This is a genomic window from Neobacillus niacini (assembly GCF_030817595.1).
In the GTDB taxonomy this organism is placed as follows: domain Bacteria; phylum Bacillota; class Bacilli; order Bacillales; family Cytobacillaceae; genus Neobacillus; species Neobacillus niacini_G.
This window is the reverse complement of the sequence record NZ_JAUSZN010000001.1, coordinates 3189901-3213649: the sequence shown is the minus strand read 5'-3', so window position 1 is coordinate 3213649 and position 23749 is coordinate 3189901. Positions and strand designations below refer to the sequence as shown.

Genomic DNA, 23749 nt, shown 5'->3' with positions numbered 1-23749 from the left:
GTCACGAAAACGTAACTGTAGGGGGGTGATTGGAGAAAGCAGGTAAGAGAAATAGTTGATATAACGATTCGTCGATGTAAAATACCAATAACAGACTATAGGGGGATAAAACATGGAAAAGCGTATTAGCAAGATTACTTTGTTATTAGTTGCTTGCTTAGTACTGGTCATTTCTGGCTGTACAAGTAAGTCTAATAGTGATGGCGAGAAAAATAAAGAAGGACTAACAGAGTTCACATTATTCAGCGCCGATCCACATAACCAATGGGATGATATGAGCAGCCCTGTCAGTAAAATGGTAAAAGAAAAAACAGGAGTAACCTTAAAACCAGAATTTGACGTAAATGGTGGAGATCAGAAAATTGCCTTAATGGTTGCAAGTGGCGAATACCCTGACTTAATCACACCAAAAGGTGGAGCAGGTACATTAGTTGAAGCTGGCGCACTTATCGATCTTTCTGACCTTATAGAAGAGCATGCTCCAAACTTGAAAAAAATCTATGGTGATTACATGAACCGCTTAAAATGGAGCAGTAAAGACGAGTCTATCTATATTCTGCCAACAACCCCAGTAGATACACAATATTTTAGTCCAGGTCATGGTGTTGGACTACAGCACTCAGTAGTGAAGGAACTAGGATTTCCTGAGATTAAAACGCTAAAGGATTATGAAAACGCTATTAAACAATATAAAGAAAAATACCCTGAAGTAAATGGGCAGCCTACCATTGGATTGTCATTACTCGCAGATGATTGGCGTATTATGATTTCTACCACTAACCCGGCTTTCTGGACAACGGGAGTATCGGATGATGGTGAATTCTATGTTGATCCTAAAACATATGAAGCCATCTTCCATTACAAACGTCCAGAAGAAAAAGAGTATTTCCGCTGGTTGAACCATATGAATGCTGAAGGTTTATTAGACCCAGAAAGCTTTGTTCAAAAATACGACCAATACTTAGCAAAATTATCTTCCGGCCGTGTATTAGGGATTATTGACGATGATTGGGAATTTGCTGAGGCACAGCGCTCATTACGTGAACAAGGTTCACATGACAAAATGTATGGATTATACCCTGCAACGTTAACGGAGGATATGAGACACGCTAACTTCCAAAATGCTGGTTACTTAGCTGGATGGGGTATTGGTATCACAGTTGATTGTAAAGATCCAGTAGCGGCTATTAAGTTCCTTGATTATCTTGCTTCTGAAGAAGGTCAAATTCTTCAAAACTGGGGAATTGAAGGAGAACACTACACAATCGAAGATGGTAAACGTGTCATTTCTGATGAAGAAATGGATAAAAGAAATAACAATGCTAACTATGTAAAAGAAACTGGAATTGGTGTTCTAAAAGGGTTTGCACCTGCTTATGGCGATGGTGTTCTAGACTCTAATGGACAGACCTATACCATCGCATCTCCTGAGCAAGTAAAAGATTCTTATACGGATGTAGAAAAAGAAGTACTTTCTAACTATGGAGTTGAAATGTGGAAAGAATTATATCCACAAGAAGATGAATTCCCTGTAAAACCTTGGGGTGTATCTTTTAATATCCAAGTTCCAAGTGATTCAGACTTAGCGCTAATCGAACAAAAAGTACTAGATATTGTGAAGAAACGTATTCCAGAGGCCATTTTAGCGAAGCCTGCTGACTTTGATAAAGTTTATGATAACTTCTTAAAAGAAATAGATAAGGCTGGTGCAAAAGAAGCAGAAGTAATGCGTACTGAACTAATTAAAGAAAGAGTAGAGCTTTGGAATAACTAAAAATGGACTAGGTGAATAAGAAACAAAATAAGAGACCCAAGTAACATCTGGGTCTCTTTTAAACAAAATGGCATTCATTTTTTATAGTTTAAATGGATTCCATAAATTACGAGGTGAAATCATGAAATTTACAGATGGTTATTGGTTGATTCGAGAAGGACTCGAGCTAATTTCCGGGGTGCAGTTTTTTAAAGCTACTCAATCCGGAAACACATTAAAGGTACTAGTTGCGCCAAAGGATATCTCTGACCGTGCATTCCAGTTAGATACAGCTTTATTGACAGTTGAATTTTCAGCACCAATCAAAAATGCAATTCGCGTAAAAATTGTCCACCATAAAGGGAAGGTTAAGCGAGGACCGGAATTTAATTTATTTGAAAAGCAAATCCCTGTTTCAATAGAGGAAACGGAAGAACAAATTAGCTTCACTAGTGGGAAAACGAGTGCAGTTATCAATAAAAAAGGACCATGGGAAGTCAAATACTTTTATAATGGTAAAAAAATGACGGCCAGCGGTTATAAGGCAATGACTCATATTACCGAAAGTGCTGATAAAACAACCTATGTGAGAGAAGAACTGAATTTAGGTGTTGGGGAAAATATTTACGGTCTTGGAGAACGATTTACATCTTTTGTGAAGAATGGCCAAGTTGTTGAATTATGGAATCAGGATGGTGGAACGGCATCACAGCAATCATATAAAAATATCCCTTTTTACCTATCTAATAAAGGTTATGGAGTATTTATTAACCATCCAGAAAATGTTTCATTAGAAATCGCTTCAGAAAAAGTATCAAAAGTTCAATTCAGTGTTAAAGGTGAATCATTAGAATACGTTATTTTTGGCGGGGAAACATTGAAAAATGTTATATCCAATTACACATCCTTAACAGGGAAACCTGCATTGCCGCCTGCCTGGTCATTTGGACTATGGTTATCTACCTCTTTTACGACAAACTATGATGAAGAAACGGTTAATAGTTTCGTAGAAGGAATGCGTGACAGAGATATTCCACTTTCTGTTTTCCATTATGATTGTTTCTGGATGGAGGCTTTAAACTGGACTGACTTTGAATGGGATCAGAAAATGTTTCCTGACCCAGATGGAATGTTAAAACGGATGAAAGAGAAAAATTTAAAAATTTGTGTTTGGATTAATCCGTATATTGCTCAGGAATCCAAACTATTTGATGAAGCAGCTGCTAACGGCTATCTTATTAAACGACGTAATGGAGATGTGTGGCAGTGGGATAGATGGCAGCCAGGTATGGGAATTGTTGATTTTACAAATCCAGCTGCTTGTGAATGGTATGCCAGCCATCTTAGAAGATTAGTAGATATGGGTGTTGATTCCTTTAAGACTGATTTTGGTGAAAGAATACCTACGGATGTTGTTTACTATGATGGCTCAGACCCAGATAAAATGCACAATTATTATACGTTTTTATATAACAAAGTTGTATTTGATGTATTAAAGGATAAGCTCGGAGATGGAGAGGTAACCTTATTTGCCAGGTCAGCCACTGCGGGTGGTCAACAATTCCCAGTCCATTGGGGCGGTGATTGTGATGCTACCTATGAATCTATGGCTGAAAGTATCCGAGGAGGATTGTCGCTTGGATTGACAGGTTTTGGATTCTGGAGTCATGATATTGGCGGATTTGAAAGTACAGCACCAGCTGATTTATTTAAGCGCTGGGTTGCATTTGGTTTACTATCAAGTCATAGCCGATTACACGGCAGCAAGTCTTACCGTGTACCTTGGGCATACGATGAAGAAGCAGTAGAGGTAACAAAATTCTTTACGAAATTAAAGGCAAAATTAATGCCGTATATATTTAATTCAGCAAATGAATCTTCAACCCTAGGACTTCCTATGATGAGAGCAATGCTTCTTGAATTCCAAGATGATTTAGCCGCAGAAACACTTGATAGGCAATATATGTTTGGGGATTCCCTGCTTGTAGCTCCAATCCTAAATGAAGAGGGGGATGTCTCATTTTATCTGCCTAAAGGTAAATGGACCCACCTTTTAACAAATGAAATAGTCGATGGCGGGACATGGACCCATGAGAATCACGATTATTTAAGTCTTCCATTATATGCACGTCCTAACTCGATTATCGCAATGGGTTCAGATGAATACCATGCAGATTATGATTATGCGGATAATGTGGAACTTCATCTCTTTCAACTAGAGGATGGTAAAACGACAACTGTTACAGTCCGTAACCCGAAATCAGAAGTAGAATTAACGGTTACAGCAACTCGATTTGGAAATGAGCTTATTGTAAATGCTACTGAAACAACTGGAAAACCATGGAGCCTTTTATTGAGAGGCATTTCTGAAATAAGCAAGACTGATAATGTGAAAATTGAGGCAACTGACTTGGGGATGAAACTGATACCAGAACAAGGTACTCAAAGCTTTAAAGTTAGTCTGTAATCAAACTGGATAATAACAAGAGGACATACCTCTTTACTAGGTGTGTTCTGAAATTTTTAGATTAAAAAAATTGCATTGATAGAGGGTCTAATTATGACAATTATTCAATTTCCAAAAGACATGAAGTGGGGCACCGCAACTGCTTCTTATCAGATTGAAGGTGCAGCTTTTGAAGATGGGCGTGGATTATCGATTTGGGATACCTTTTCTCATACACCTGGAAAGGTGGTAAATGGTGATAACGGGGACGTTGCCTGTGATTCCTACCACCGATATGAAGAAGATATTCAACTAATGAAGGAATTAGGAATTAGTGTTTATCGTTTTTCAGTAGCTTGGCCAAGAATTTTTCCAAACGGCAAGGGAGAAATTAACCCAAAAGGATTAGAGTTTTATCATAAATTTGTTAATGCATTACTTGAAAATGGTATTGAACCAATGTGTACATTGTATCATTGGGATCTTCCCCAAGCCCTCCAAGATACTGGCGGCTGGGCAAACCGTGATACGGTTAAAGCTTTTGTGGAATATGCAGAGACAATGTTTAAGGAATTCAATGGGAAAATAAAAAAATGGATTACGCTAAATGAACCATTATGTATTTCATATATCGCTAATTATGTAGGTGCCCATGCGCCTGGAAATAAAGATTTACAACTTGCCACTGATATTTCTCATCATCTACTAGTTGCCCATGGAAGGACTGTACAAAAATTTAGAGAGCTTGGCACTAAAGGTGAAATTGGCTATGCTCCAAATACAACATGGTTTGAACCATTTAGCAATAGGCTAGAAGATGTTGAGGCTTGTTACAGAGAGATCGATCATCAAGTTAGATGGTTTATGGACCCTGTTTTTATAGGGGAGTATCCTCAGAATTTAGTTGATTGGTTTAAGGAAAAAGGTGTAGAGCTCCCTATAGAGAAAGGCGATATGGATTCCATCCAACAGCCAATTGATTTCTTAGGAATCAATTATTATGCTGGTCAAATTGGACGTTATAAGGAGAATACTGGGCTATTTGATTGTGAAATAGTCGAAATGGGTTATGATCGTACTGATATTGGATGGCCTGTTTATCCGGATGGATTTTATAACGTATTATCGTATGTGACTGAAAGATATGGAAATGTACCCATTTATATTACTGAAAATGGGGCATGCTACAATGATGAGCCTGTCTCCGGCACTGTAAAAGATGCCAAGAGAATTAAATACCTTCAGCAGCATTTAACAGCCTTAAGCAGAGTAATAGAATCAGGAGTGAATATTAAAGGTTATTTCTTGTGGTCTATGTTAGATAATTTTGAATGGGCAGAGGGGTTTAGTAAAAGGTTTGGAATTGTCCATGTGGACTATAATACATTAGTACGTCGGAAAAAAGACAGTTACTATTGGTATAAAAAAGTAGTAAATAACAATTGGTTTGAATATTAAATTGTTGTTGTTGTTGACAAATTATTTACCTACTATTAAAATTAAAAAATATTGAAAAAACTATTTCAATAAAAAATTAATATTAGCAGCTATGAATGCTATGGATCAAACTATAGCAGGAGCAGCTTCTGGAGAGACCGCTGAAATACCGCGGCGCCGAAGGGTTCACTATCTCAGGCAAAAGGACAGAAGAGTACTGAATATTTATTTGTTGTGCTGATAATCGTAGCATGACAACTATTATTTATTATTCTTAGACCTAAGAGATTGGAGAACTTCCAATCTCTTTTTTTTTTGCAATAGTTTATTGATCATCGTTTCACATTATTTTCTAGGAGGAGTAAGGTATGGCACAGCAAGAATTAAAGAGGGATTTAAAAAATCGGCATGTTCAGCTAATTGCAATTGGAGGCACCATTGGCACTGGATTATTTTTAGGTTCAGGTAAAGCGATTCAATTGGCTGGACCATCGATTATCTTTGCTTATTTAATCGTGGGTATTGCTGTCTTTTTTGTTATGAGGGCACTAGGAGAACTTTTGTTGTCTAAAGCGGGTTATCAATCTTTTACAGACATTGCGGAAGATTATCTTGGACCTCGGGCTGCGTTTGTGACTGGCTGGACGTATTGGTTTTGTTGGATTATGGTTGCTATGGCTGATGTTATTGCAGTTGGAGTCTATGTACAATATTGGTTTGATATTCCACAATGGGTACCTGCTATCATCTCCTTAATCATTTTATTAGGACTCAATCTATTAACGGTAAAGCTTTTTGGTGAATTGGAGTTTTGGTTTGCTTTAATAAAAGTAATTACCATTCTCGTCTTAATTAGCATTGGGGTTATTTTGCTTGTGATGGGATTCAATACAGATGCAGGAACGGTAACAGTTCAAAATCTTTGGGAACATGGTGGACTGTTTCCAAACGGAATTTCAGGTTTCTTATTATCATTCCAAATGGTTGTATTCGCTTATGTAGGAGTCGAACTAGTGGGTGTATCGGCAGCGGAAACCTCCAATCCAGAAAAGAATATCCCATCGGCTATTAATAAAATTCCAGCAAGAATTCTTTTTTTCTACGTTGGCGCACTAATTATTCTATTATGTGTGAATCCATGGACAGAGCTAAATGCAGCAGAAAGTCCTTTTGTAAAAACGTTTAGTTTGGTTGGAATTCCAATAGCCGCAGGAATTATTAATTTTGTCGTATTAACTTCAGCCGCTTCTGCTTGTAACAGCGGGTTGTTTTCAACAAGCCGGATCCTTTTCAATTTAAGCAAAAATGATCAGGCGCCATCCAATTTTGCAAAACTGAATAAAAATTATGTACCAAGCAACGCATTATTGACATCCACGCTTGTGGTATCAGTCGGTGCGCTGTTGAGTAAACTTATTCCGACACAAGCTTTTGGTATCGTAACAACCATTAGTGCTATTTGTTTTATTTGGGTCTGGGGAGTCATTCTCCTTTGCCATATAAAATACAAGAAAACACAGCCGCAGTTACAGGCAAAATCAACATTCAAAGCACCTTTCACACCATTTATTAACTATGCTGTCCTTACGTTGTTTGCAATAGTTCTCATCATTATGATGGTTGCGGAAGAAACACGTCCTGCCTTATTGTTGACACCGCTATGGTTTATTCTATTATTTATTTTGTATCCCAATAGTAGAAAAAAGGATAAAGATATCAAACTATCAGCATAGAAGCAAAACTTAAAAGAGCGCTTTTCACATTGAAAGGCGCTCTTTTGTTGGTAATCACTCATTTACACTTAAACTGAGTGACAAAGGTTTGTACAATTCCTTATTCAAAATGCATATGGAAAATAATCATAATCTCCTAATTTTTAGCGAATAAACCGTCAACTTCTACTGTCTCAAATATATTTATAAATGCATTTTCATCATGGTTTCGGACAATTTTCTTTATTTGTGCCGTTTCGTATCGTGTAACGACCATCATGATTATCTGTTTTTTCTCTTGAGAGTAGCCGCCATAACCTTCCGTAATTGTAAGCCCTCTATAGATTGATTCGAGTAATTCTTTTCGTATTAACTCACCTTTCGAAGTCACAATCTGCATAGTCAATTTTATATGATCCGTGTGAATGGTATCAATCATTTTACCAGTCAGATAGATAGACAAGAGTGTGTATAATGCGATATTCCAACTAAAAGCAGCTCCAGAAATAAGAACGATAATGCCGTTCATAGCAGTCAGGAGAAGACCAACGGGAGCATTACTTGTTCGGGAAAGGATAATCGCAATAATATCCAAACCACCAGAAGTTCCGGAGGACTTTAAAATGATGCCGACTCCAAAGCCTCCAATGATCCCGCCAAAAATGGTTGAGAGTAATATATTGTCTGTCACAGGAACTGCAGGCAAAAGATATAAGAAAACCGAGAGTGATATAACACAAATGAGTGTATTGATTGTTATCATTTTCCCAAGTTTAAAATAGCCTAAAATCAGTAAGGGTAGATTTAGCAGCAGATTCATTAAGCCAATATCAAATGGAGTGATTAACCCAATCAAAATAGCAATACCACTTATCCCGCTACTCAAGATTCCATATGGAACTAGAAAGAAATTAAAGGCAAAAGCCACAACCAATGAGCCTGCGATAACAAATAGATTTTTCAAACCAATAAACCCCTTTAAATAAATATAGTATGATTACTTGAAATGGTAGAATGTGGGGTTAAAGTTTCTTCGAAAACAGACACATACTTTTTATGTAAATTTAATAACCCGAATGTTAATTTCTCCATTTATGTATAAAAAAACCCGCCCCTAAATTGGGACGAGTTTGTGCACTTTCTCGTCATAGACTTTAATTATTAAAAAATAATTTATCACGAGTGAAATGGGGAGTCAATATAATTTATTAATATAGCATTAGATTAAAAATTCAAAATATTAAATCGCACTTACTTAACCTCATTTTGAGGAATCACGAAGAACCTTACAATTTTAAGTTATCCAATTAATTATTCGTTCCAAGAGGCCTTTGCTTCTTCCTCAAGTACCTTTAATCTTTTGTAATAATCAGGAATTTCATTAAGATGAGCCAATGCAATTTTTCCAGTAGTAATTGGATTATCTCCTGTGACATTAGTTTGGCTGGATATTTTTCCATGTTCAAGCTCTATATTTACTCCCATCCAAAACTCATCTGAATCAAACTTGCTTTTATTAAAATCAATTCCTAAAAGTAAAGCAATTGCTGCTGCTTCCTCTTTAGAAAAAAAATTTAACTCTCGTTGCAGGCGATTATTTCTATACCAGTAGTGACTTCCATTGGTTAGATATTGATAGTCATAGTATTGTAATAACCGTCATAGAAGTGGTTCAAATATGGACGATTATAGTTGTACAAAACACATCTCTCCTGAAAAGGTAGTTATCAACAATATACGTTAGGTACCTAGTTTTGAGCATGCCTTTCTAGAATAAATGGGATCTCATTATGATTCAATCAAGTGCTTAGAAAAAGCCATACCACTTGACATTTTTTTAAAAAAAATATATGGTTATCTTCGGCAATAGTTATCTATGGTAACTAATTTACAGGAGAAGAGGAGAAGAAATTGGAAGGTTTTTTTCAGAGGTATTTAAGTCTGTATAGACCACTTATAACTAAATTAAATGAACTAATGAGTACTTATGAGCTTTCTTATTCTTTATGGCAAGTAATTTTTTATATAAAAAACAATGGACCTTCGACACTTGTAGATATTGCAAATCAATATAATGTGGAAAAACCAACCATTACGAGGAGAGTTCAACGTTTGGAGGATCTCCAAATTGTGAAGCAAATTCCTGGAATGGATAAGCGTGAGAAAGTCATTCAGATTACAGAAGTAGGAGAAGAAATTTACCAAGCATGTAGAAATAAAATAACCGCACTAGAAAATAGTATTATGGATGGCATCGCACATGAAAATCAAATGATTTTGTTTCAAACGCTCCCTAAAATACAGGTAAATATTATGAAAGGCGATGGAAGTAAAAGTGAGTAAACCAAAATTATGGACAAAGGATTTTATCATTGTATCCAGCGTTAATTTTTTGTTAACGTTAGTCTTTTATTTATTAATCGTGATAATAGGTGTTTTTGCCGTAGATGAATACCATGCTTCTGCAAGCCAGGCCGGGCTTGTTACCGGGATTTTCATAGTAGGAACACTAATTGGGCGTCTGTTTATTGGCCGCAGTATCGATTCAATTGGTCGTAAAAGAACATTGTTTATTGGATTAATTCTTTATATTTTAACAACGTCATTATATTTTATCCATTTGGGAATCACCTTCCTGCTTATTACGCGGCTATTACATGGTATTACTCTGGGGATCGCAAGCACAGCCACAGGAACCATTGTGGCTCAAATTATTCCAAAAAGTAGAAAAGGAGAAGGTATCGGTTATTATAGTATGAGTTCCACATTGGCTACAGCAATAGGACCGTTCATTGGACTATATATGAGCCAACATACTAGCACTCAATCCATTTTTAGTCTCTGCATGTCTTTGGGAATCTTCAGTTTGATTACAGCCTTCTTTGTAAATGTGCCGGCACTGGAAGGAGCAACAAAGACAAATGAAGTGAAAGGTGTCAAACTTTCTCGTTTTATTGAGCCAAAAGCAGTTCCGATTGCATTGATTACGTTAATTATCGGGTTCTGTTACTCGAGTGTTCTGTCGTTTATTAATTTCTATGCAATTGAAATTAACCAGGTTCGTGCAGCAAGTTTCTTCTTTCTTGTGTATTCTATAGCAGTATTAATTTCGCGCCCATTCACAGGCCGTTTATTGGACGTGAAAGGGGCAAACTATGTGATGTATCCAGCCTTTGTTCTTTTTACAGCAGGAATGCTGCTTTTAGGTTCAGCCCACAACAGCATCACTTTGTTATTTGCGGGTATACTGATTGGTCTCGGATTTGGGAATATGCAGTCGTGCACTCAGGCAATCGCTGTTAAACTGACACCTCCTCAACGTATGGGTCTTGCCACGTCGACTTTCTTTATATTCCTTGACGCTGGGCTTGGATTTGGTCCTTATTTGCTAGGCTTCGTCCTTCCTTTTTCTAGCTATAGTACTCTTTATATGATTCTAGGAGTTGTAGTGATTCTATCTTCTGGTCTTTACTTTTTATTGCACGGAAAGAAAGAAAGAGCTAGTATGAATGCTTTAGCTCGGCAATAAACACAGCATAAAGCCAAAAATAAACTAGTTATCAATCAAAACTGGTTTATTTTTGGCTTGTTCGTGCTTAAAAAATGTTGGTTTTATCATTTATTCATTTACAAATCAGCTACTACTAGCCTTCAATTTTAATTCAGAAGAATCATTGGCTGGCTTCTTCCAGAACAATGTTAAAATAATTCCTAGTGTTATGATCATTGTGGCAAAGTAGTAAGGGTAGTTAATATCCATATCAAATAACATCCCTCCTAAAATGGGTCCACTAATGTTTGCTAAACTTGTAAACATAGAGTTCATGCCACCAACGAAACCTTGTTCATTTCCTGCAATCGTTGAAAGATATGACGTAACAGCCGGTCGGAATAAGTCAAATCCAACAAAAACAATAAATGTAACAAGCAAGATAGACAAATACGATTGGACTACTGTCATTAAGTAAACAAGTACTGCAGATAAAATCAAACTGTATCGAATCAGCTTTATTTCTCCCCAAACTCGTGTAAGTCGATCAAAGAGTAAGACTTGAGAAATTGCTCCAAAAATTGCACCACCTGTGATCACTACGGCTATATCGGAAGGTTTAAATTGAAATTTATGGTCCGCAAAAAGACTAAAGAATGATTCAAAAGCTGCTAACCCAAATGAAGCAATAAAAATTAGTAAAAAAGCAATGAGATACTTTGGTTCAGTAACACGTTTGAAGCCAAGTTTTCCTCTCGAAGATTTTTCAATTTCTTCATCAGCACGTTTTGGCTCAGATAAACAAATAATCGATAGAATTGCAGCGGTCACACCAAGGGCTCCTGCAAAAAAGAATGGTACACGTATACCAAAGTCTGCTAAAAATCCACCAATCCCTGGACCAATGATAAATCCTGTACTTATTGCAGCTGACATATAACCAAGTGCTTTAGGGCGTGTATCCAAATTGGTAATATCTGCAATAAAGGCTGTTACAGCAGGCATTATGAAAGCGGCACTAATTCCACCTAAAATGCGGGAAATGAATAACGTTTCGATTTCTTTACCTATTCCGAACAAAAATTCAGAAAATCCGAAAATAAATAACCCTATGATAATCATAATTTTTCTACCAAATTTATCTGCTGCTTTTCCTGCAAATGGTGAAACAATCAATTGAGCAATCGCAAAGGCTGCCGTTAAATACCCAATCGTTGTTCCTGAAATACCTAATTCATTCATGAGTGTAGGTAATACCGGAATCACTAAACCAATACCCAAAAAGGCAATAAATAAATTCATTAATAGTAATCCTAAGGTGACTTTATTATTTTTCATCTTTACATTCTCCTTAACTAAATCGAATACCACACAGTGTCTTGTATGGTTCTCAGTTGTTTACAGTTTTTATCCTAGTGTATATAGTAACTATATAGTCAAGGATGGTGATGTAAAAAATGATAAATAAAAATAGAAAATACCTAACCACTGGAGAATTTGCAAAGCTTTGTAAAGTAAATAAACAGACACTTTTTTATTACGATAAAATAGGACTTTTGTCTCCTTTATTGAAAAATGAAAAAGGATACCGATATTATTCCATTCGCCAAATAGAGCTATTCTTTGTTATTGATTTATTAAAGAGTCTTGGTATGTCTCTAAATGACATTCATCAATATATGCAAAATAAATCACCTGAAAGTTTTTTGTCCTTAATGTATCAACAAAAAGAAGAAATTGTGAAAAAGCGGCAGGAGATTGAAATGAGGGAAAAAATTATTCAGGCAAAAATAAATTTAATGGTAGAGGCCTCACAACTTGATTTTCAACAAATTTCCCTTGAGCAATTACCAGAAGCAACTCTCTATTTAAGTAAAAATATTGAAAACATAAGTGATGAAGAATTTGTAAAAGTCATTTCAGATTTTATTGATGAATTGTACATATCAAAGCTTGATACAGGTTATCCAATAGGTGTGATAACCAAACGCGAGCATGTATTAAAGGGAGAATTCACAAATTATAGCTATTTATATATCGAACAACCTAATCCCAAAAAAGGATATCCGTATTTAAAAGCCGTTAAGGGAAACTTCCTTATTGGATATCATATTGGGGATGAGAAAACCATACATAAAACATATAAGCGACTATTATCAGAGATGGAACATTTAAATTTAGTTTTAGGTGAATACGTTTTTGAAGAATATATTTATGATACAGTTGTCAAAAACCAAAAGGAACAGTATGTAACAAAAATAATGATGCATGTTCATCAACAAGAGGAAAAATTGTAGCTAGGGATGATTATATTTGGTATAGAAGAGAACTTGCGTCGATAAAGAGATTTAGTAACCAAATTTTGTTATATTGGAGGTAAGAGAGTCAAAGGGGGAAATACGTTTATGATTCCAAAAATAGAATCTAGTTCAATCACTCCGATAAGAGAAAAAGGCGTGGATTCCATTGTCGATTGGTTCGATCAGCATAAACATTCGTTTTATACGCTCGGTTGGTCCTATCTTCGGAATCAGGAGCAAATGGAAGACCTTTTTTACCAGACAATTATAAAAGTTCACAAGAAGTTGCCTCAATTTAAAAGAGAAACATCATTCGAAACGTGGGTTACATCTATTTTTATACATACCTGCCGAGGGCTTTCTGTTGGTAGGAGTTTACAAGTTTCAGAAAAAAGTGAAGAACAACAAGAGTTATTTAACGCACTTGATCAATTGAAAGAGAATGAGAGAGAAGCGATGGTCCTTACATATGTTAAAGGAATCTCAAAGGAAGAAGCTGCAAAACTTCTCCAAGTTTCTGAGGGGAAGTTGAAAGAGCTTTTATTTTACGGAATCCAGTTATTTAGAAAAGAAATGGGAAACGGAGCAACCTACAATGGCTGTAAGGAGTATCATGAGGTTTACATCGATTACTTAGAAAGAACGCTAGACCGGCAGAGAAAGATTGATTTAGAGAAACATCTATATCATTGCCAAGAGTGTCAGGAGGATTTGGCATCCTTTCAGGAAGTCATGGTAACCTTGTTAAATCTTCCTGAAAGGATGAAAGAATTATATATGCCAGCTGGTTTCATAGAAAATGTAAAAGATAGGCTGGCAGAAAAGGAAAAGCACAGACAACAGAAGAACAAGAAACGTGCAAGAATAGGACTTGTTTTTGCAGGTGTACTCGCATTATTAATAGGTGTAGAATTTTTTACTAGGGCGTTTTCCAACCTTTATTATACCTGGGCAGAAGAGGATCAGGAATTGCGTACATTTCTTCAACAGGACCTGGGAGAACCCTTGAACCTTGAAGCCGAAAGCAGCGGGATAAAAATAAAGATAAAAAGCGCGATTGCTGATGAAGTGCAGACGATTATTTTTTATGAGATAGAGGATGCGGAAGAGGACAATCAATATGCAATGGAAAACTTTGAAGGTATTTTTGTAGAAAACCAAGATGAAATTATGAGTCCTGAAGGATATCAAAGCTACTATCCTCCCGACCTCGAATCGGATGTAAATAAGGAAGAAAAGAATGTGTTTCAAGGGAAGATGAGTCTCCTGCCACTAAAAGGTAATAACGGGACGATCAAACTGAAGATCACAAAACTTCACAAATTGGTTCGTAATTCCTCGGACCCCAATGGTTTTAGTGCTTATGGGAACATGGAATATAAATCTGGTGAGTGGAACTTCGAAATTCCTGTAACAAAACAGCCTTCCGTCGAATATGCACTTGATGAAGAAATTGAGGTCGAAGGAATTCCGGTTCGTTTTAATAAACTAACCATTGCTCCTACAGCGACAATTCTGCAATATAGTGTTAGTAATAAACAGGCAAAGAAACGGATAGATGATCTTAATTTTGACAATCTGGAAGTAAACAATAAAATACTGAAATCTGATATGTATCGAGGATCATTTTTTGATTCACAGCAAGACGTAAATTGGTTTACTTTTCAAAAACACTTTGGCCCTCTTTTTGGAGAAAAGCTGAAGGAGGTTAACATTCAACTGGATTTAGTTCATTTATCATATGATGACCCAAAAAACATTGAACTGGATGCTTCTCAGGTATATCCTCAAACATTTGAATATGCGGGAAGTACAATCTCCATCGACAAGGTGGAAATTGGACAACCCACCAAAGTTGTCATCAGCAATCATGAAATTGAGAACCGTGCATATGAGACGTTGAACTTTCAAATTGTCGGTGAGGATGAAAATGATATTAGTTCATTGGAGATGAGTTCTGAAGGCGTACTTATTGATAAAAATGGGGTCGAATATGATGCGAATCAACCTGTCCCATTTGAAGAAATCGAGCAGCCCCGTCATTTCATTACAGTTCAAACCACGGAGTTACATAGTAACACCGCAGGAGAAAATGTAATCCCTAAAAGGCTGGAGATTTATGGATATAACGCAACAAAATATTTGGATGATGTTATAAAGATTTCGTTGGAATAATAGAGGTTCATGAGCAGACAGATTAAATATACCTATTACTATCCTTCACAGATTTTATTATTACTTGTTCGGTAACGGTGCCTATTTTAATGTATTAGAAATTTATATAAGGAAAAATTTTATTAATGGTATTTATACTTTTACGCTGGCATATCATTAAACAAAAATGTCCAATCGGATGTTTTTTGTTTAATGATTTTTTTCGACAAAAAACGCAAATTGCTCTTGACGATAGAGTGAAAACTTTGTAATATAGTAACTGTGTTTAAGTTCTTCATCTGTTGTTAATACTTACTTTTGTGCGGGTGTAGTTTAATGGTAAAACCTCAGCCTTCCAAGCTGATGTCGTGAGTTCGATTCTCATCACCCGCTCCATACATATTACCAAACGCAGTGTATCGTTACTTGAGAACGATGCATTGCGTTTTTTTATTTTTAAGCTGTTTTATAAGGCGGCGTTAATGGCTGCCTATGATATAGTACTTTGCGTCACCACCATGAATCTGAGTAAACATCTTCATCAATGACTCTGTCAGTCTTTCAGCACTATTCATTGTTGTAGAAGGCTGTAAATAGATGATCTGCAATGCGTTTTTGGTAGCTTCTGTTACCGGTGCTCTATTGGAATCTACAAAAGGGCTCCCAAATGGTCCAAGCTCGTCCGATGAGACAATCAGATTTTCTAATGAATTCATCCGGCCATTCAAACCTAAATATTCTTCTCCGGCCTTACCTACCTTGATTTTAATCGTTCCCTCTAATTGATCGCTATCATAAATACCAATCGGCACTTGATATTGCAGGGAAAAAAAGTTATTGATATCAATGGCACTTTGGACTGTGGTAAGATAATTCTGTTTCTGGACTCTGCGGTATAGAGCCTCTGCCGAATGGCGATAACGGTTAGGGTCCTTGCCAAATGTTTTAAAAATAGTGCGCCATTCTTGTATTCCTGGAAACTCTGTTAGATTTTTATTTTCTAAATCAAAGTAAATCGACTCTTGAAAAAGCTGCAGTCTTCCTTTTACCATTTGTGGGGAATCACCGACGGTAATATCTTTGTATTCGATGACTCCAAGCTTAAAATTGGGAATCTTGCTAATGATTTCTGACGAAAGCTGAATTTCCAATCATTCCACCTCCAAAATTTCATAAAAATAGTTTATCATAATGAGATGTGTACCGAAAAATTAACGGCTTACTATAGATATTTTTGAAGAAGGGAGGTTTTCATATGAATATTGACCAATTGAAGAAGGAAGTCATTGAGTATAGCAAAACAATTGGCATTGATAAGATTGGTTTTACCACTGCAGATCCTTTCACTGAGTTAAAGAATAGACTGATTCGCCAACAGGAGCTTGGGTACCAATCAGGTTTTGAAGAGCCGGATATTGAAAAACGGGTAACACCAGCTTTACTACTTCCAGAACCACGTTCAATTATTTCTATCGCTTTAGCCTATCCTTCGAAAATGAAAGTTCGTGTTGAAGGGAAAAGAGGCGAGCGGAGAGGTTTTTTTTCACGTGCTTCATGGGGATTGGACTATCATCATATTTTACGAGATCGGTTAAAAAAGCTGGAAGAGTTTATTTTAGCAAAGGTACCGGATGCTCGTCTTAAATCAATGGTCGATACAGGTGAGCTTTCTGACCGTGCAGTTGCCGTGAGGGCTGGGATTGGCTGGAGCGGTAAAAACTGCGCAGTTATGACGCCAGAGTATGGATCTTACGTATATCTAGGCGAAATGATTACCAGCATTCCTTTTGTTCCAGATTCACCGATGGAGGATCAGTGCGGTTCCTGTACAGCTTGTATCGATGCCTGCCCGACCGGAGCGCTGGTACAAGGCGGCCAAATTAATGCTCAGCGCTGTATCGCCTTTTTAACACAAACGAAAGCTGTTATTCCCGAAGAATTTAGAGATAAGATTGGTAATCGCGTATATGGCTGTGATTCCTGCCAAACGTCCTGCCCAGTCAATAAAGGAAAGGATTTTCACTTCCATGAGGAAATGGAGGCAGACCCCGAGATAGCCAAGCCACTCCTCCGACCGTTGTTAAAAATGAGTAATCGTGAATTTAAGAACAAATTTGGATCAGCAGCAGGATCGTGGAGAGGCAAAAAGCCGATTCAGCGCAATGCGATCATCGCGCTGGCACATTTCAAGGACGAAACTGCCGTCCCTGATTTACAGGCTGTTTTAGAAAATGAAACCAGTAATGTTCTAAAGGAAACCGCTGCTTGGGCTCTCGGGAAAATAGGCAGCCCAGAAGCAATTGAAGCACTGGAAAAGGCAGCGGCAACAGAAACCGATTTCGAAGTGAAGAATGAAATTGAAAAAAGCATACTAAAACTAAAGAACTAAATGAGCAATGGACAATCTGTCTTTGCTCATTTTTTTTGATTAAATTAACCTTATACACATATGTATGAAACAGAAGGGGGAGATGAAGATGGATCAATCACTCCAAGAATTGTTTGATGGTCGAGTTGAACAATTTGTTTCAAAGAATAAGAGGCAATCGGGGAATTATGAAAAGGCCGAACAAAAGCTAGAGTCTTTAGCGAAACGTTCCGCGGAAATCGTCAAGGTGAAGGCTCGAGGGGACATTATCAATCAATCTGTAGACGGGGACTTTCAAACCACGCTCTACCAGGTTCATTACCAATACCTGATTAGACAAAAAGGAACGCTATACCAAGAGGAAGAAGTAGAAGTACGAATGTGCAAGTTTTTTAAAAATGATTTGATTATGGATAAAGAAATGAATCCTTATGTTAAGCAGCCCGAGCTGGAAATCATGGCAGAGGATGAACACGTGGAGCGGAATAGTTACCAGTATAATCGTTTAAAAGCTGTTCAATATGCGGAACGCTGGTGGAATAGCCACAATCCTGCCTATAAGGCTTTTGAGAACAACTGTACAAATTATGTCTCGCAATGTCTTCACGCTGGGGGAGCGCCGATGAGGGGTTATCCTGGCAAAGGAACAGGATGGTGGTTCCGAAATAACAATTGGAGTTACAGCTGGACAGTGGCTCATTCATTACGTCTGTATTTAGGTAATTCTAAAAGTGGCTTAAGGGCGAGGGAGGTCAGCTCCCCGGATCAATTGTTACTAGGGGATGTCATCTGCTATGATTTCGAGGGAGATGGCCGTTATAACCATAACACAATGGTAACGGGTAAGGATGCCTATGGAATGCCGCTTGTTAATGCGAACACATACAACAGCCGTATGCGGTATTGGGCCTATGAAGATTCATCCGCCTACACACCAAATATTAAATATAAATTTTTCACGATTGTAGATGGTTAAGAAAATTTGTTTGGGTGGTGGATAGTGGTATAATGTTGAGAGAGTTTTTTTGATGAGGTGAGATTCTTGGCAATACATGTAGTTCTATATCAGCCGCAAATACCTTCAAACACAGGAAACATCGCTAGAACCTGTGCTGGAACTGATACATCCTTACATCTAATTCGTCCATTAGGGTTTTCAACGGATGATAAAATGTTAAAGAGAGCTGGATTGGATTATTGGGAGTTTGTAAACATTGTTTATTATGATTCTCTCGATGACTTTTATCAGAAGAATGAAGGCGGAGAGTTTTTTTATATCACGAAATTCGGCGAGAAGGCTTATAGTTCCTTTGACTATAGCAATCCTGATAAAGATTATTTTTTCATTTTTGGACGGGAAACGACTGGGCTGCCGAAAGATGTGATAGAAAATAATAAGGATGTCAGTCTGAGGATTCCGATGAATGACAATATTCGTTCGCTTAATTTATCGAACACTGCTGCGATTCTAATTTATGAAGCATTGCGCCAACAAGATTATGGTCATTTAAAATAAGACTAGAGAGGCCAAGATAAGGCCTCTTTTTGCTAAATAGAAAGGAAGTTTTCCAATGAATGAAACCATTTCTACCATATTAAATCATCGATCTATCCGTGATTTTAAGGACAAGCAATTAAGTAATGAACAAATTGAAACAATTGTTGCTTGTGCACAAGCTTCGTCTACATCTAGTTTTATTCAGGCCTATTCGATTATTGGCATTAGGGACAAGGAAAAGAAGCGAAAACTTGCAGAGATTGCCGGAAACCAAGAATATGTTGCACAGAATGGTCATCTGTTCGTGTTTTGCGCCGATTTAAGCCGGCATGAACGCATTGGAGAAATGGAAAGGAAAGATGTCCTCCCTTCAATTGAAAGTACAGAGAAATTTATGGTGGCACTAATTGATGCGGCATTAGCAGCACAAAATGCGGCAATCGCAGCGGAATCGATGGGGCTGGGCATTTGTTACATAGGTGGAATCCGCAATAATCTCGAGGCAGTGAAGGAATTATTAAAAACACCAGAGAGAGTCATTCCTCTTTTCGGTATGACAGTCGGTTATCCGGAACGTATTAATGATCAAAAGCCAAGGCTGCCACTAGAGCATGTTTATCATGAAGAGGAGTACGAGCAGAATAAAGAAGTATATTTACAACAGCTTCAAGAATACGACCAAATCATTTCTACCTATTATGAACAGCGCACTGACGGCAAGCGGAAAGATCGCTGGTCTGAGCAAATGGCGAAAATGCTTGAAAAACAAACACGGATGTATATGAAAGAATTTGTTCAAAAAAATAAGATGGATTTGAGATAAAAGCGTACAGCTTTTACAAAACGAATAAGCTTTACAAAAATAAGAGGCTGCCTCCAAGGCAGCCTATTTTGATGGAAAAATATTATTTATTTGAACCTGGCTTATCATTATAACCTGCTGTAAAGATAGCTGCTAGAAACGCCACCATAACTAAAACAATTAGAAAAGTTCCCATGCTTATGTAAAGCCTCCTTAATTTTAAGATATTTCTTTAATTAGACACATATACATTTATTATAGCCTATCTCGAAAAAATGAAAAGAGCAATATTCCAATCTTTTCTTAAAACAAAAAAGATAGGCAAGAATACTTCAACGTTACGCATGTTCAAGTTCATTGGCGCATAGAGTATATTAATCGTCTCTGATAACTCTACAGGGGGAGGGCCTTATGGATATCCTAAAAAAAATTGAGATGTTTCGAGAAGAGGAAGAAAAGCTACGTTGGGAAGGATCATTTGGAGATTATTTACAGTTGTTAAAAGAGAAGCCATGGGTAGCACAATCTGCACATTCACGCGTATATAATATGATCAAAGACGCTGGAATTGAGGAAGTGAAAGGAACTAAGAATTACAATTTCTTTGGTAATCAATTATTTGGCTTAGAGGAGTCACTTGAAAGATTAGTTGAGGAATACTTTCATCCTGCGGCTAAAAGGCTGGATGTAAGGAAGCGGATATTATTGCTTATGGGTCCAGTAAGCGGTGGTAAATCTACACTTGTTACCATGCTAAAACGTGGTTTAGAGGCTTATTCTCATACGGATAGAGGCTCTGTATTCGCCATAAAAGGCTGCCCAATGCACGAAGACCCTCTTCATTTAATCCCTCATCATTTACGTCGTGATTTCTATGAAGAATATGGTATTCGAATTGAAGGAAATCTTTCGCCATTAAATATGATGAGGCTAGAGCAAGAATATGGCGGAAGAATTGAAGATGTATTAGTTGAAAGAATCTTTTTCTCCGAGGATAAGCGAACTGGAATTGGAACGTTCAGCCCATCCGATCCGAAGTCACAGGATATTGCCGATTTAACAGGAAGTATTGACTTTTCCACGATTGCCGAGTTTGGTTCAGAATCTGATCCACGTGCCTACCGTTTTGATGGTGAATTGAATAAAGCAAATCGCGGAATGATGGAATTCCAAGAGATGTTGAAGTGTGATGAAAAATTCTTATGGCACCTGCTTTCATTAACGCAGGAAGGAAACTTTAAAGCCGGCAGGTTTGCATTAATTTCGGCTGATGAGCTGATTGTAGCACATACAAATGAAACGGAATACCGCTCATTTATCTCGAACAAGAAGAATGAAGCCTTGCATTCCAGGATTATCGTTATGCCAATTCCGTATAATTTAAAAGTATCACAAGAAGAACGAATCTATGAAAAGATGATTAGTGAAAGTGATGTATCGGATGTGCACATCGCACCTCATACATTACGTGTAGCTGCGATGTTTACGATTCTAACTCGCCTAAAAGAACCTAAAAAAGGCGATATTGACTTAGTAAAGAAAATGCGTCTTTATGATGGGGAAAATGTTGAAGGCTTTAATGCAGTTGACGTAAGTGAACTAAAGAAAGAGTATCCAGATGAAGGAATGAGTGGAATTGATCCGCGGTATGTCATTAACCGAATTTCATCTACTATTATCCGCAAAGAGGTACCTTCTATTAATGCTTTAGATGTATTACGTTCATTAAAAGACGGATTAGATCAACATCCTTCAATCACAGCTGAACTACGTGAGCGCTATATGAATTATATTTCTGTTGCTCGTAAAGAGTATGATAATATTGCCAAAAATGAAGTTCAAAAAGCTTTTGTTTATTCCTATGAAGAGTCTGCAAAAACCCTAATGGACAATTATCTTGATAATGTTGAAGCGTATTGCAACAAAGCTAAACTTCGGGATCCGCTTACTGGTGAGGAAATCAATCCTGATGAAAAACTAATGCGTTCGATTGAAGAACAAATTGGTATTTCCGAGAATGCGAAAAAGGCATTTAGAGAAGAAATCTTGATAAGAATTTCTGCTTTTGCTAGAAAAGGTAAACGATTTGATTACAACTCACACGATAGACTGCGTGAAGCCATTCAAAAGAAATTATTTGCTGACCTTAAGGATGTTGTGAAAATTACCACTTCATCCAAAACGCCTGATGAGCAGCAGTTAAAGAAAATTAATGATGTTGTTGCTAGATTAATTGACGAACACGGCTATAACTCAACATCCGCAAACGAACTCCTACGGTATGTTGGCAGCCTGTTAAACCGCTAATTTAGATTTTTCAAGAAAAATAGCATGGACTGGCGGAAAGATCTGCCAGTCTGTTTTTTTCAATACGAACTAACTGCTGAAAGCATTCTCTCGTGGAGCGCAAATCACTCTAACAATGCTCGTCCATTTTTAAAAGCATAAGCCCAATTGTCAAAATAATTTGTAAATTATTTGCGGCTTCTGCATAGGATAAAGTAATCAACATTATATGCATTTTTACACTCGGGTTATTTTATGACATTTGAAAAAAAAATGTGACTCAACAAATCAAAAAATTCATAAGGAGGGGTTTACATTGTCTGACAATAACCATCAATTTGTGATTTCAAGAGAAGATTGGTCCCTCCACCGTAAAGGCCACGATGACCAGCAAAGGCATCAAGAAAAAGTCCAGGAGGCAATTCGAAACAATCTTCCTGACTTAATTACAGAAGAAAGCATCATTATGTCTAATGGACGCGATGTCGTGAAAATTCCAATTCGTTCATTGGACGAATATAAAATCCGCTACAATTATGACAAAAACAAACACGTGGGCCAAGGTGACGGTGAGAGCCAAGTAGGTGACGTAATTGCTCGTGACGGAACAGGCCAGCAAAAAGGTCCAGGAAAAGGGCAAGGCGCTGGTGATCAAGCCGGTGAGGATTACTTTGAAGCTGAAGTGTCATTAATGGAATTAGAGGAAGCTTTGTTTAAACAACTAGAGCTGCCAAATCTGAAAAGAAAAGAAGAACAGGAACATCTAGTGGAAAATATTGAATTCAATGATATCCGCAAAACAGGTTTAATGGGTAATATTGATAAAAAGCGTACCATGATGTCTGCATTTAAGCGAAATGCAATGAACGGAAAACCTGCTTTCCATCCGATTTACAAAGACGATTTAAAAATTTAAAACATGGAATGAAGTAATTAAACCAGATTCCAAGGCAGTCGTAATTGCCATGATGGATACGAGTGGATCAATGGGGATATGGGAAAAGTATATGGCTAGAAGTTTCTTCTTCTGGATGACTCGCTTCCTACGAACAAAATATGAAACAGTTGAAATTGAATTCATTGCCCATCATACAGAAGCGAAGGTTGTGACAGAGGAGGATTTCTTCTCCAAGGGTGAAAGTGGCGGAACCATCTGTTCCTCCGCATACCGTAAAGCCCTAGAAATTATTGATGCCAAATATAACCCACGAAAATTCAACATCTATCCATTCCACTTTTCTGATGGTGATAACCTTACATCTGACAATGCACGCTGCGTCAAGCTGGTTGAAGAATTAATGAAAGTCTCAAACATGTTTGGATACGGCGAGGTAAATCAGTATAATCGTCATTCTACTTTAATGTCTGCATACAAAAATATTAAGGATGAGCAATTCCGGTACTATATTCTCAAACAAAAAGCGGATGTATTCCATGCAATGAAGAGCTTTTTCCAAAAAGAAGAAAACAAAATGTATGCTTAAAAAAATCGACAGGTACAAT

The 23749-nt window shown here is 37.2% G+C and carries 17 protein-coding genes, 1 tRNA gene, 1 pseudogene and 1 riboswitch; of the genes and pseudogenes, 15 read left to right on the top strand and 4 right to left on the bottom strand.

Annotated features, from left to right (window positions below):
* Positions 1 to 112 precede the first annotated feature (112 nt).
* The 4 genes from QFZ31_RS15315 to QFZ31_RS15300 all read left to right on the top strand — a co-directional run bounded on the left by QFZ31_RS15315 (position 113) and on the right by QFZ31_RS15300 (position 7369).
* Positions 113 to 1774, top strand: coding sequence for an ABC transporter substrate-binding protein (locus QFZ31_RS15315; protein ID WP_307304092.1), 1662 nt, complete (start codon positions 113 to 115; stop codon positions 1772 to 1774).
* A 121-nt stretch (positions 1775 to 1895) separates the two neighbouring features.
* Complete coding sequence (yicI, locus tag QFZ31_RS15310; RefSeq protein ID WP_307304090.1) at positions 1896 to 4220, top strand: alpha-xylosidase; 2325 nt, start codon at positions 1896 to 1898, stop codon at positions 4218 to 4220.
* 93 nt (positions 4221 to 4313) lie between these two features.
* Positions 4314 to 5657 carry a GH1 family beta-glucosidase gene (locus QFZ31_RS15305; RefSeq protein WP_307304088.1) on the top strand — a complete coding sequence of 448 codons (1344 nt, stop codon included), beginning with the start codon at positions 4314 to 4316 and terminating at the stop codon, positions 5655 to 5657.
* A 118-nt stretch (positions 5658 to 5775) separates the two neighbouring features.
* Positions 5776 to 5856: riboswitch (glycine riboswitch) on the top strand.
* Between the two features lie 148 nt (positions 5857 to 6004).
* Positions 6005 to 7369, top strand: a complete 1365-nt coding sequence (locus QFZ31_RS15300; protein WP_307304086.1) for an amino acid permease — start codon at positions 6005 to 6007, stop codon at positions 7367 to 7369.
* Positions 7370 to 7505: 136 nt separating this feature from the next.
* On the opposite strand, the gene QFZ31_RS15295 is transcribed toward QFZ31_RS15300, so the two are convergent.
* Together QFZ31_RS15295 and QFZ31_RS15290 are read right to left on the bottom strand one after the other, a co-directional pair.
* Entirely contained in the window at positions 7506 to 8312 is an 807-nt protein-coding gene (locus tag QFZ31_RS15295; RefSeq protein WP_307304084.1) for a YitT family protein, read from the bottom strand.
* A gap of 347 nt (positions 8313 to 8659) precedes the next feature.
* The gene (locus tag QFZ31_RS15290) at positions 8660 to 8893 is read right to left on the bottom strand and encodes a DUF5661 family protein (protein WP_307311587.1); all 234 of its coding nucleotides are present in this window, start codon (positions 8891 to 8893) and stop codon (positions 8660 to 8662) included.
* 366 nt (positions 8894 to 9259) lie between these two features.
* On the opposite strand from QFZ31_RS15290, the gene QFZ31_RS15285 reads away from it, so the two are divergent.
* Together QFZ31_RS15285 and QFZ31_RS15280 are read left to right on the top strand one after the other, a co-directional pair.
* Positions 9260 to 9691: a MarR family winged helix-turn-helix transcriptional regulator gene (locus QFZ31_RS15285; protein ID WP_307304082.1), complete on the top strand. Its 432-nt coding sequence runs from the start codon at positions 9260 to 9262 to the stop codon at positions 9689 to 9691.
* On the top strand, positions 9672 to 10877 hold the full coding sequence (locus tag QFZ31_RS15280) for an MFS transporter (RefSeq protein ID WP_307304081.1): 1206 nt from the start codon (positions 9672 to 9674) through the stop codon (positions 10875 to 10877). The genes QFZ31_RS15285 and QFZ31_RS15280 overlap by 20 nt, the downstream gene beginning before the upstream one ends.
* Before the next feature lie 105 nt (positions 10878 to 10982).
* Here QFZ31_RS15280 and norA read toward each other — a convergent pair whose 3' ends face one another.
* Positions 10983 to 12176 (bottom strand): multidrug efflux MFS transporter NorA, encoded by a 1194-nt coding sequence (gene norA / locus QFZ31_RS15275; RefSeq protein WP_307304079.1) that lies wholly within the window; start codon positions 12174 to 12176, stop codon positions 10983 to 10985.
* Between the two features lie 119 nt (positions 12177 to 12295).
* Between norA and QFZ31_RS15270 the strand changes: the two genes are divergently transcribed.
* The 3 genes from QFZ31_RS15270 (at position 12296) to QFZ31_RS15260 (ending at position 15688) form a co-directional block, all read left to right on the top strand.
* On the top strand, positions 12296 to 13135 hold the full coding sequence (locus tag QFZ31_RS15270) for a MerR family transcriptional regulator (RefSeq protein ID WP_307304077.1): 840 nt from the start codon (positions 12296 to 12298) through the stop codon (positions 13133 to 13135).
* A gap of 108 nt (positions 13136 to 13243) precedes the next feature.
* On the top strand, positions 13244 to 15313 hold the full coding sequence (locus QFZ31_RS15265; protein WP_307304075.1) for a DUF4179 domain-containing protein: 2070 nt from the start codon (positions 13244 to 13246) through the stop codon (positions 15311 to 15313).
* Between the two features lie 301 nt (positions 15314 to 15614).
* Positions 15615 to 15688: transfer RNA gene (locus tag QFZ31_RS15260), tRNA-Gly, on the top strand.
* A gap of 83 nt (positions 15689 to 15771) precedes the next feature.
* Here the strand turns inward: QFZ31_RS15260 and QFZ31_RS15255 are convergent.
* Positions 15772 to 16443 carry a B3/4 domain-containing protein gene (locus tag QFZ31_RS15255; RefSeq protein ID WP_307304073.1) on the bottom strand — a complete coding sequence of 224 codons (672 nt, stop codon included), beginning with the start codon at positions 16441 to 16443 and terminating at the stop codon, positions 15772 to 15774.
* A 104-nt stretch (positions 16444 to 16547) separates the two neighbouring features.
* On the opposite strand from QFZ31_RS15255, the gene queG reads away from it, so the two are divergent.
* The 6 genes and pseudogenes from queG to yhbH all read left to right on the top strand — a co-directional run bounded on the left by queG (position 16548) and on the right by yhbH (position 23730).
* Entirely contained in the window at positions 16548 to 17681 is a 1134-nt protein-coding gene (queG, locus tag QFZ31_RS15250) for a tRNA epoxyqueuosine(34) reductase QueG (RefSeq protein WP_307304072.1), read from the top strand.
* A gap of 88 nt (positions 17682 to 17769) precedes the next feature.
* Positions 17770 to 18636, top strand: a complete 867-nt coding sequence (locus tag QFZ31_RS15245; RefSeq protein ID WP_307304071.1) for an amidase domain-containing protein — start codon at positions 17770 to 17772, stop codon at positions 18634 to 18636.
* 66 nt (positions 18637 to 18702) lie between these two features.
* Positions 18703 to 19176 (top strand): tRNA (uridine(34)/cytosine(34)/5-carboxymethylaminomethyluridine(34)-2'-O)-methyltransferase TrmL, encoded by a 474-nt coding sequence (trmL, locus tag QFZ31_RS15240; protein WP_179598086.1) that lies wholly within the window; start codon positions 18703 to 18705, stop codon positions 19174 to 19176.
* 55 nt (positions 19177 to 19231) lie between these two features.
* The gene (gene nfsA / locus QFZ31_RS15235; protein ID WP_307304069.1) at positions 19232 to 19981 is read left to right on the top strand and encodes an oxygen-insensitive NADPH nitroreductase; all 750 of its coding nucleotides are present in this window, start codon (positions 19232 to 19234) and stop codon (positions 19979 to 19981) included.
* Between the two features lie 390 nt (positions 19982 to 20371).
* Positions 20372 to 22267, top strand: coding sequence for a PrkA family serine protein kinase (locus QFZ31_RS15230; protein WP_179598083.1), 1896 nt, complete (start codon positions 20372 to 20374; stop codon positions 22265 to 22267).
* Positions 22268 to 22562: 295 nt separating this feature from the next.
* A pseudogene (gene yhbH / locus QFZ31_RS15225) lies at positions 22563 to 23730 on the top strand (sporulation protein YhbH).
* Positions 23731 to 23749 lie beyond the last annotated feature (19 nt).

What these genes read in the sequence shown, in the direction of transcription:
- QFZ31_RS15315 (WP_307304092.1), top strand. Translation starts at nt 113, where the DNA reads ATGGAAAAGCGTATTAGCAAGATTACTTTGTTATTAGTTGCTTGCTTA.
- yicI (WP_307304090.1), top strand. Translation starts at nt 1,896, where the DNA reads ATGAAATTTACAGATGGTTATTGGTTGATTCGAGAAGGACTCGAGCTA.
- QFZ31_RS15305 (WP_307304088.1), top strand. Translation starts at nt 4,314, where the DNA reads ATGACAATTATTCAATTTCCAAAAGACATGAAGTGGGGCACCGCAACT.
- QFZ31_RS15300 (WP_307304086.1), top strand. Translation starts at nt 6,005, where the DNA reads ATGGCACAGCAAGAATTAAAGAGGGATTTAAAAAATCGGCATGTTCAG.
- QFZ31_RS15280 (WP_307304081.1), top strand. Translation starts at nt 9,672, where the DNA reads ATGGAAGTAAAAGTGAGTAAACCAAAATTATGGACAAAGGATTTTATC.
- norA (WP_307304079.1), bottom strand. Translation starts at nt 12,176, where the DNA reads ATGAAAAATAATAAAGTCACCTTAGGATTACTATTAATGAATTTATTT.
- QFZ31_RS15270 (WP_307304077.1), top strand. Translation starts at nt 12,296, where the DNA reads ATGATAAATAAAAATAGAAAATACCTAACCACTGGAGAATTTGCAAAG.
- QFZ31_RS15265 (WP_307304075.1), top strand. Translation starts at nt 13,244, where the DNA reads ATGATTCCAAAAATAGAATCTAGTTCAATCACTCCGATAAGAGAAAAA.
- queG (WP_307304072.1), top strand. Translation starts at nt 16,548, where the DNA reads ATGAATATTGACCAATTGAAGAAGGAAGTCATTGAGTATAGCAAAACA.
- QFZ31_RS15245 (WP_307304071.1), top strand. Translation starts at nt 17,770, where the DNA reads ATGGATCAATCACTCCAAGAATTGTTTGATGGTCGAGTTGAACAATTT.
- nfsA (WP_307304069.1), top strand. Translation starts at nt 19,232, where the DNA reads ATGAATGAAACCATTTCTACCATATTAAATCATCGATCTATCCGTGAT.
- QFZ31_RS15230 (WP_179598083.1), top strand. Translation starts at nt 20,372, where the DNA reads ATGGATATCCTAAAAAAAATTGAGATGTTTCGAGAAGAGGAAGAAAAG.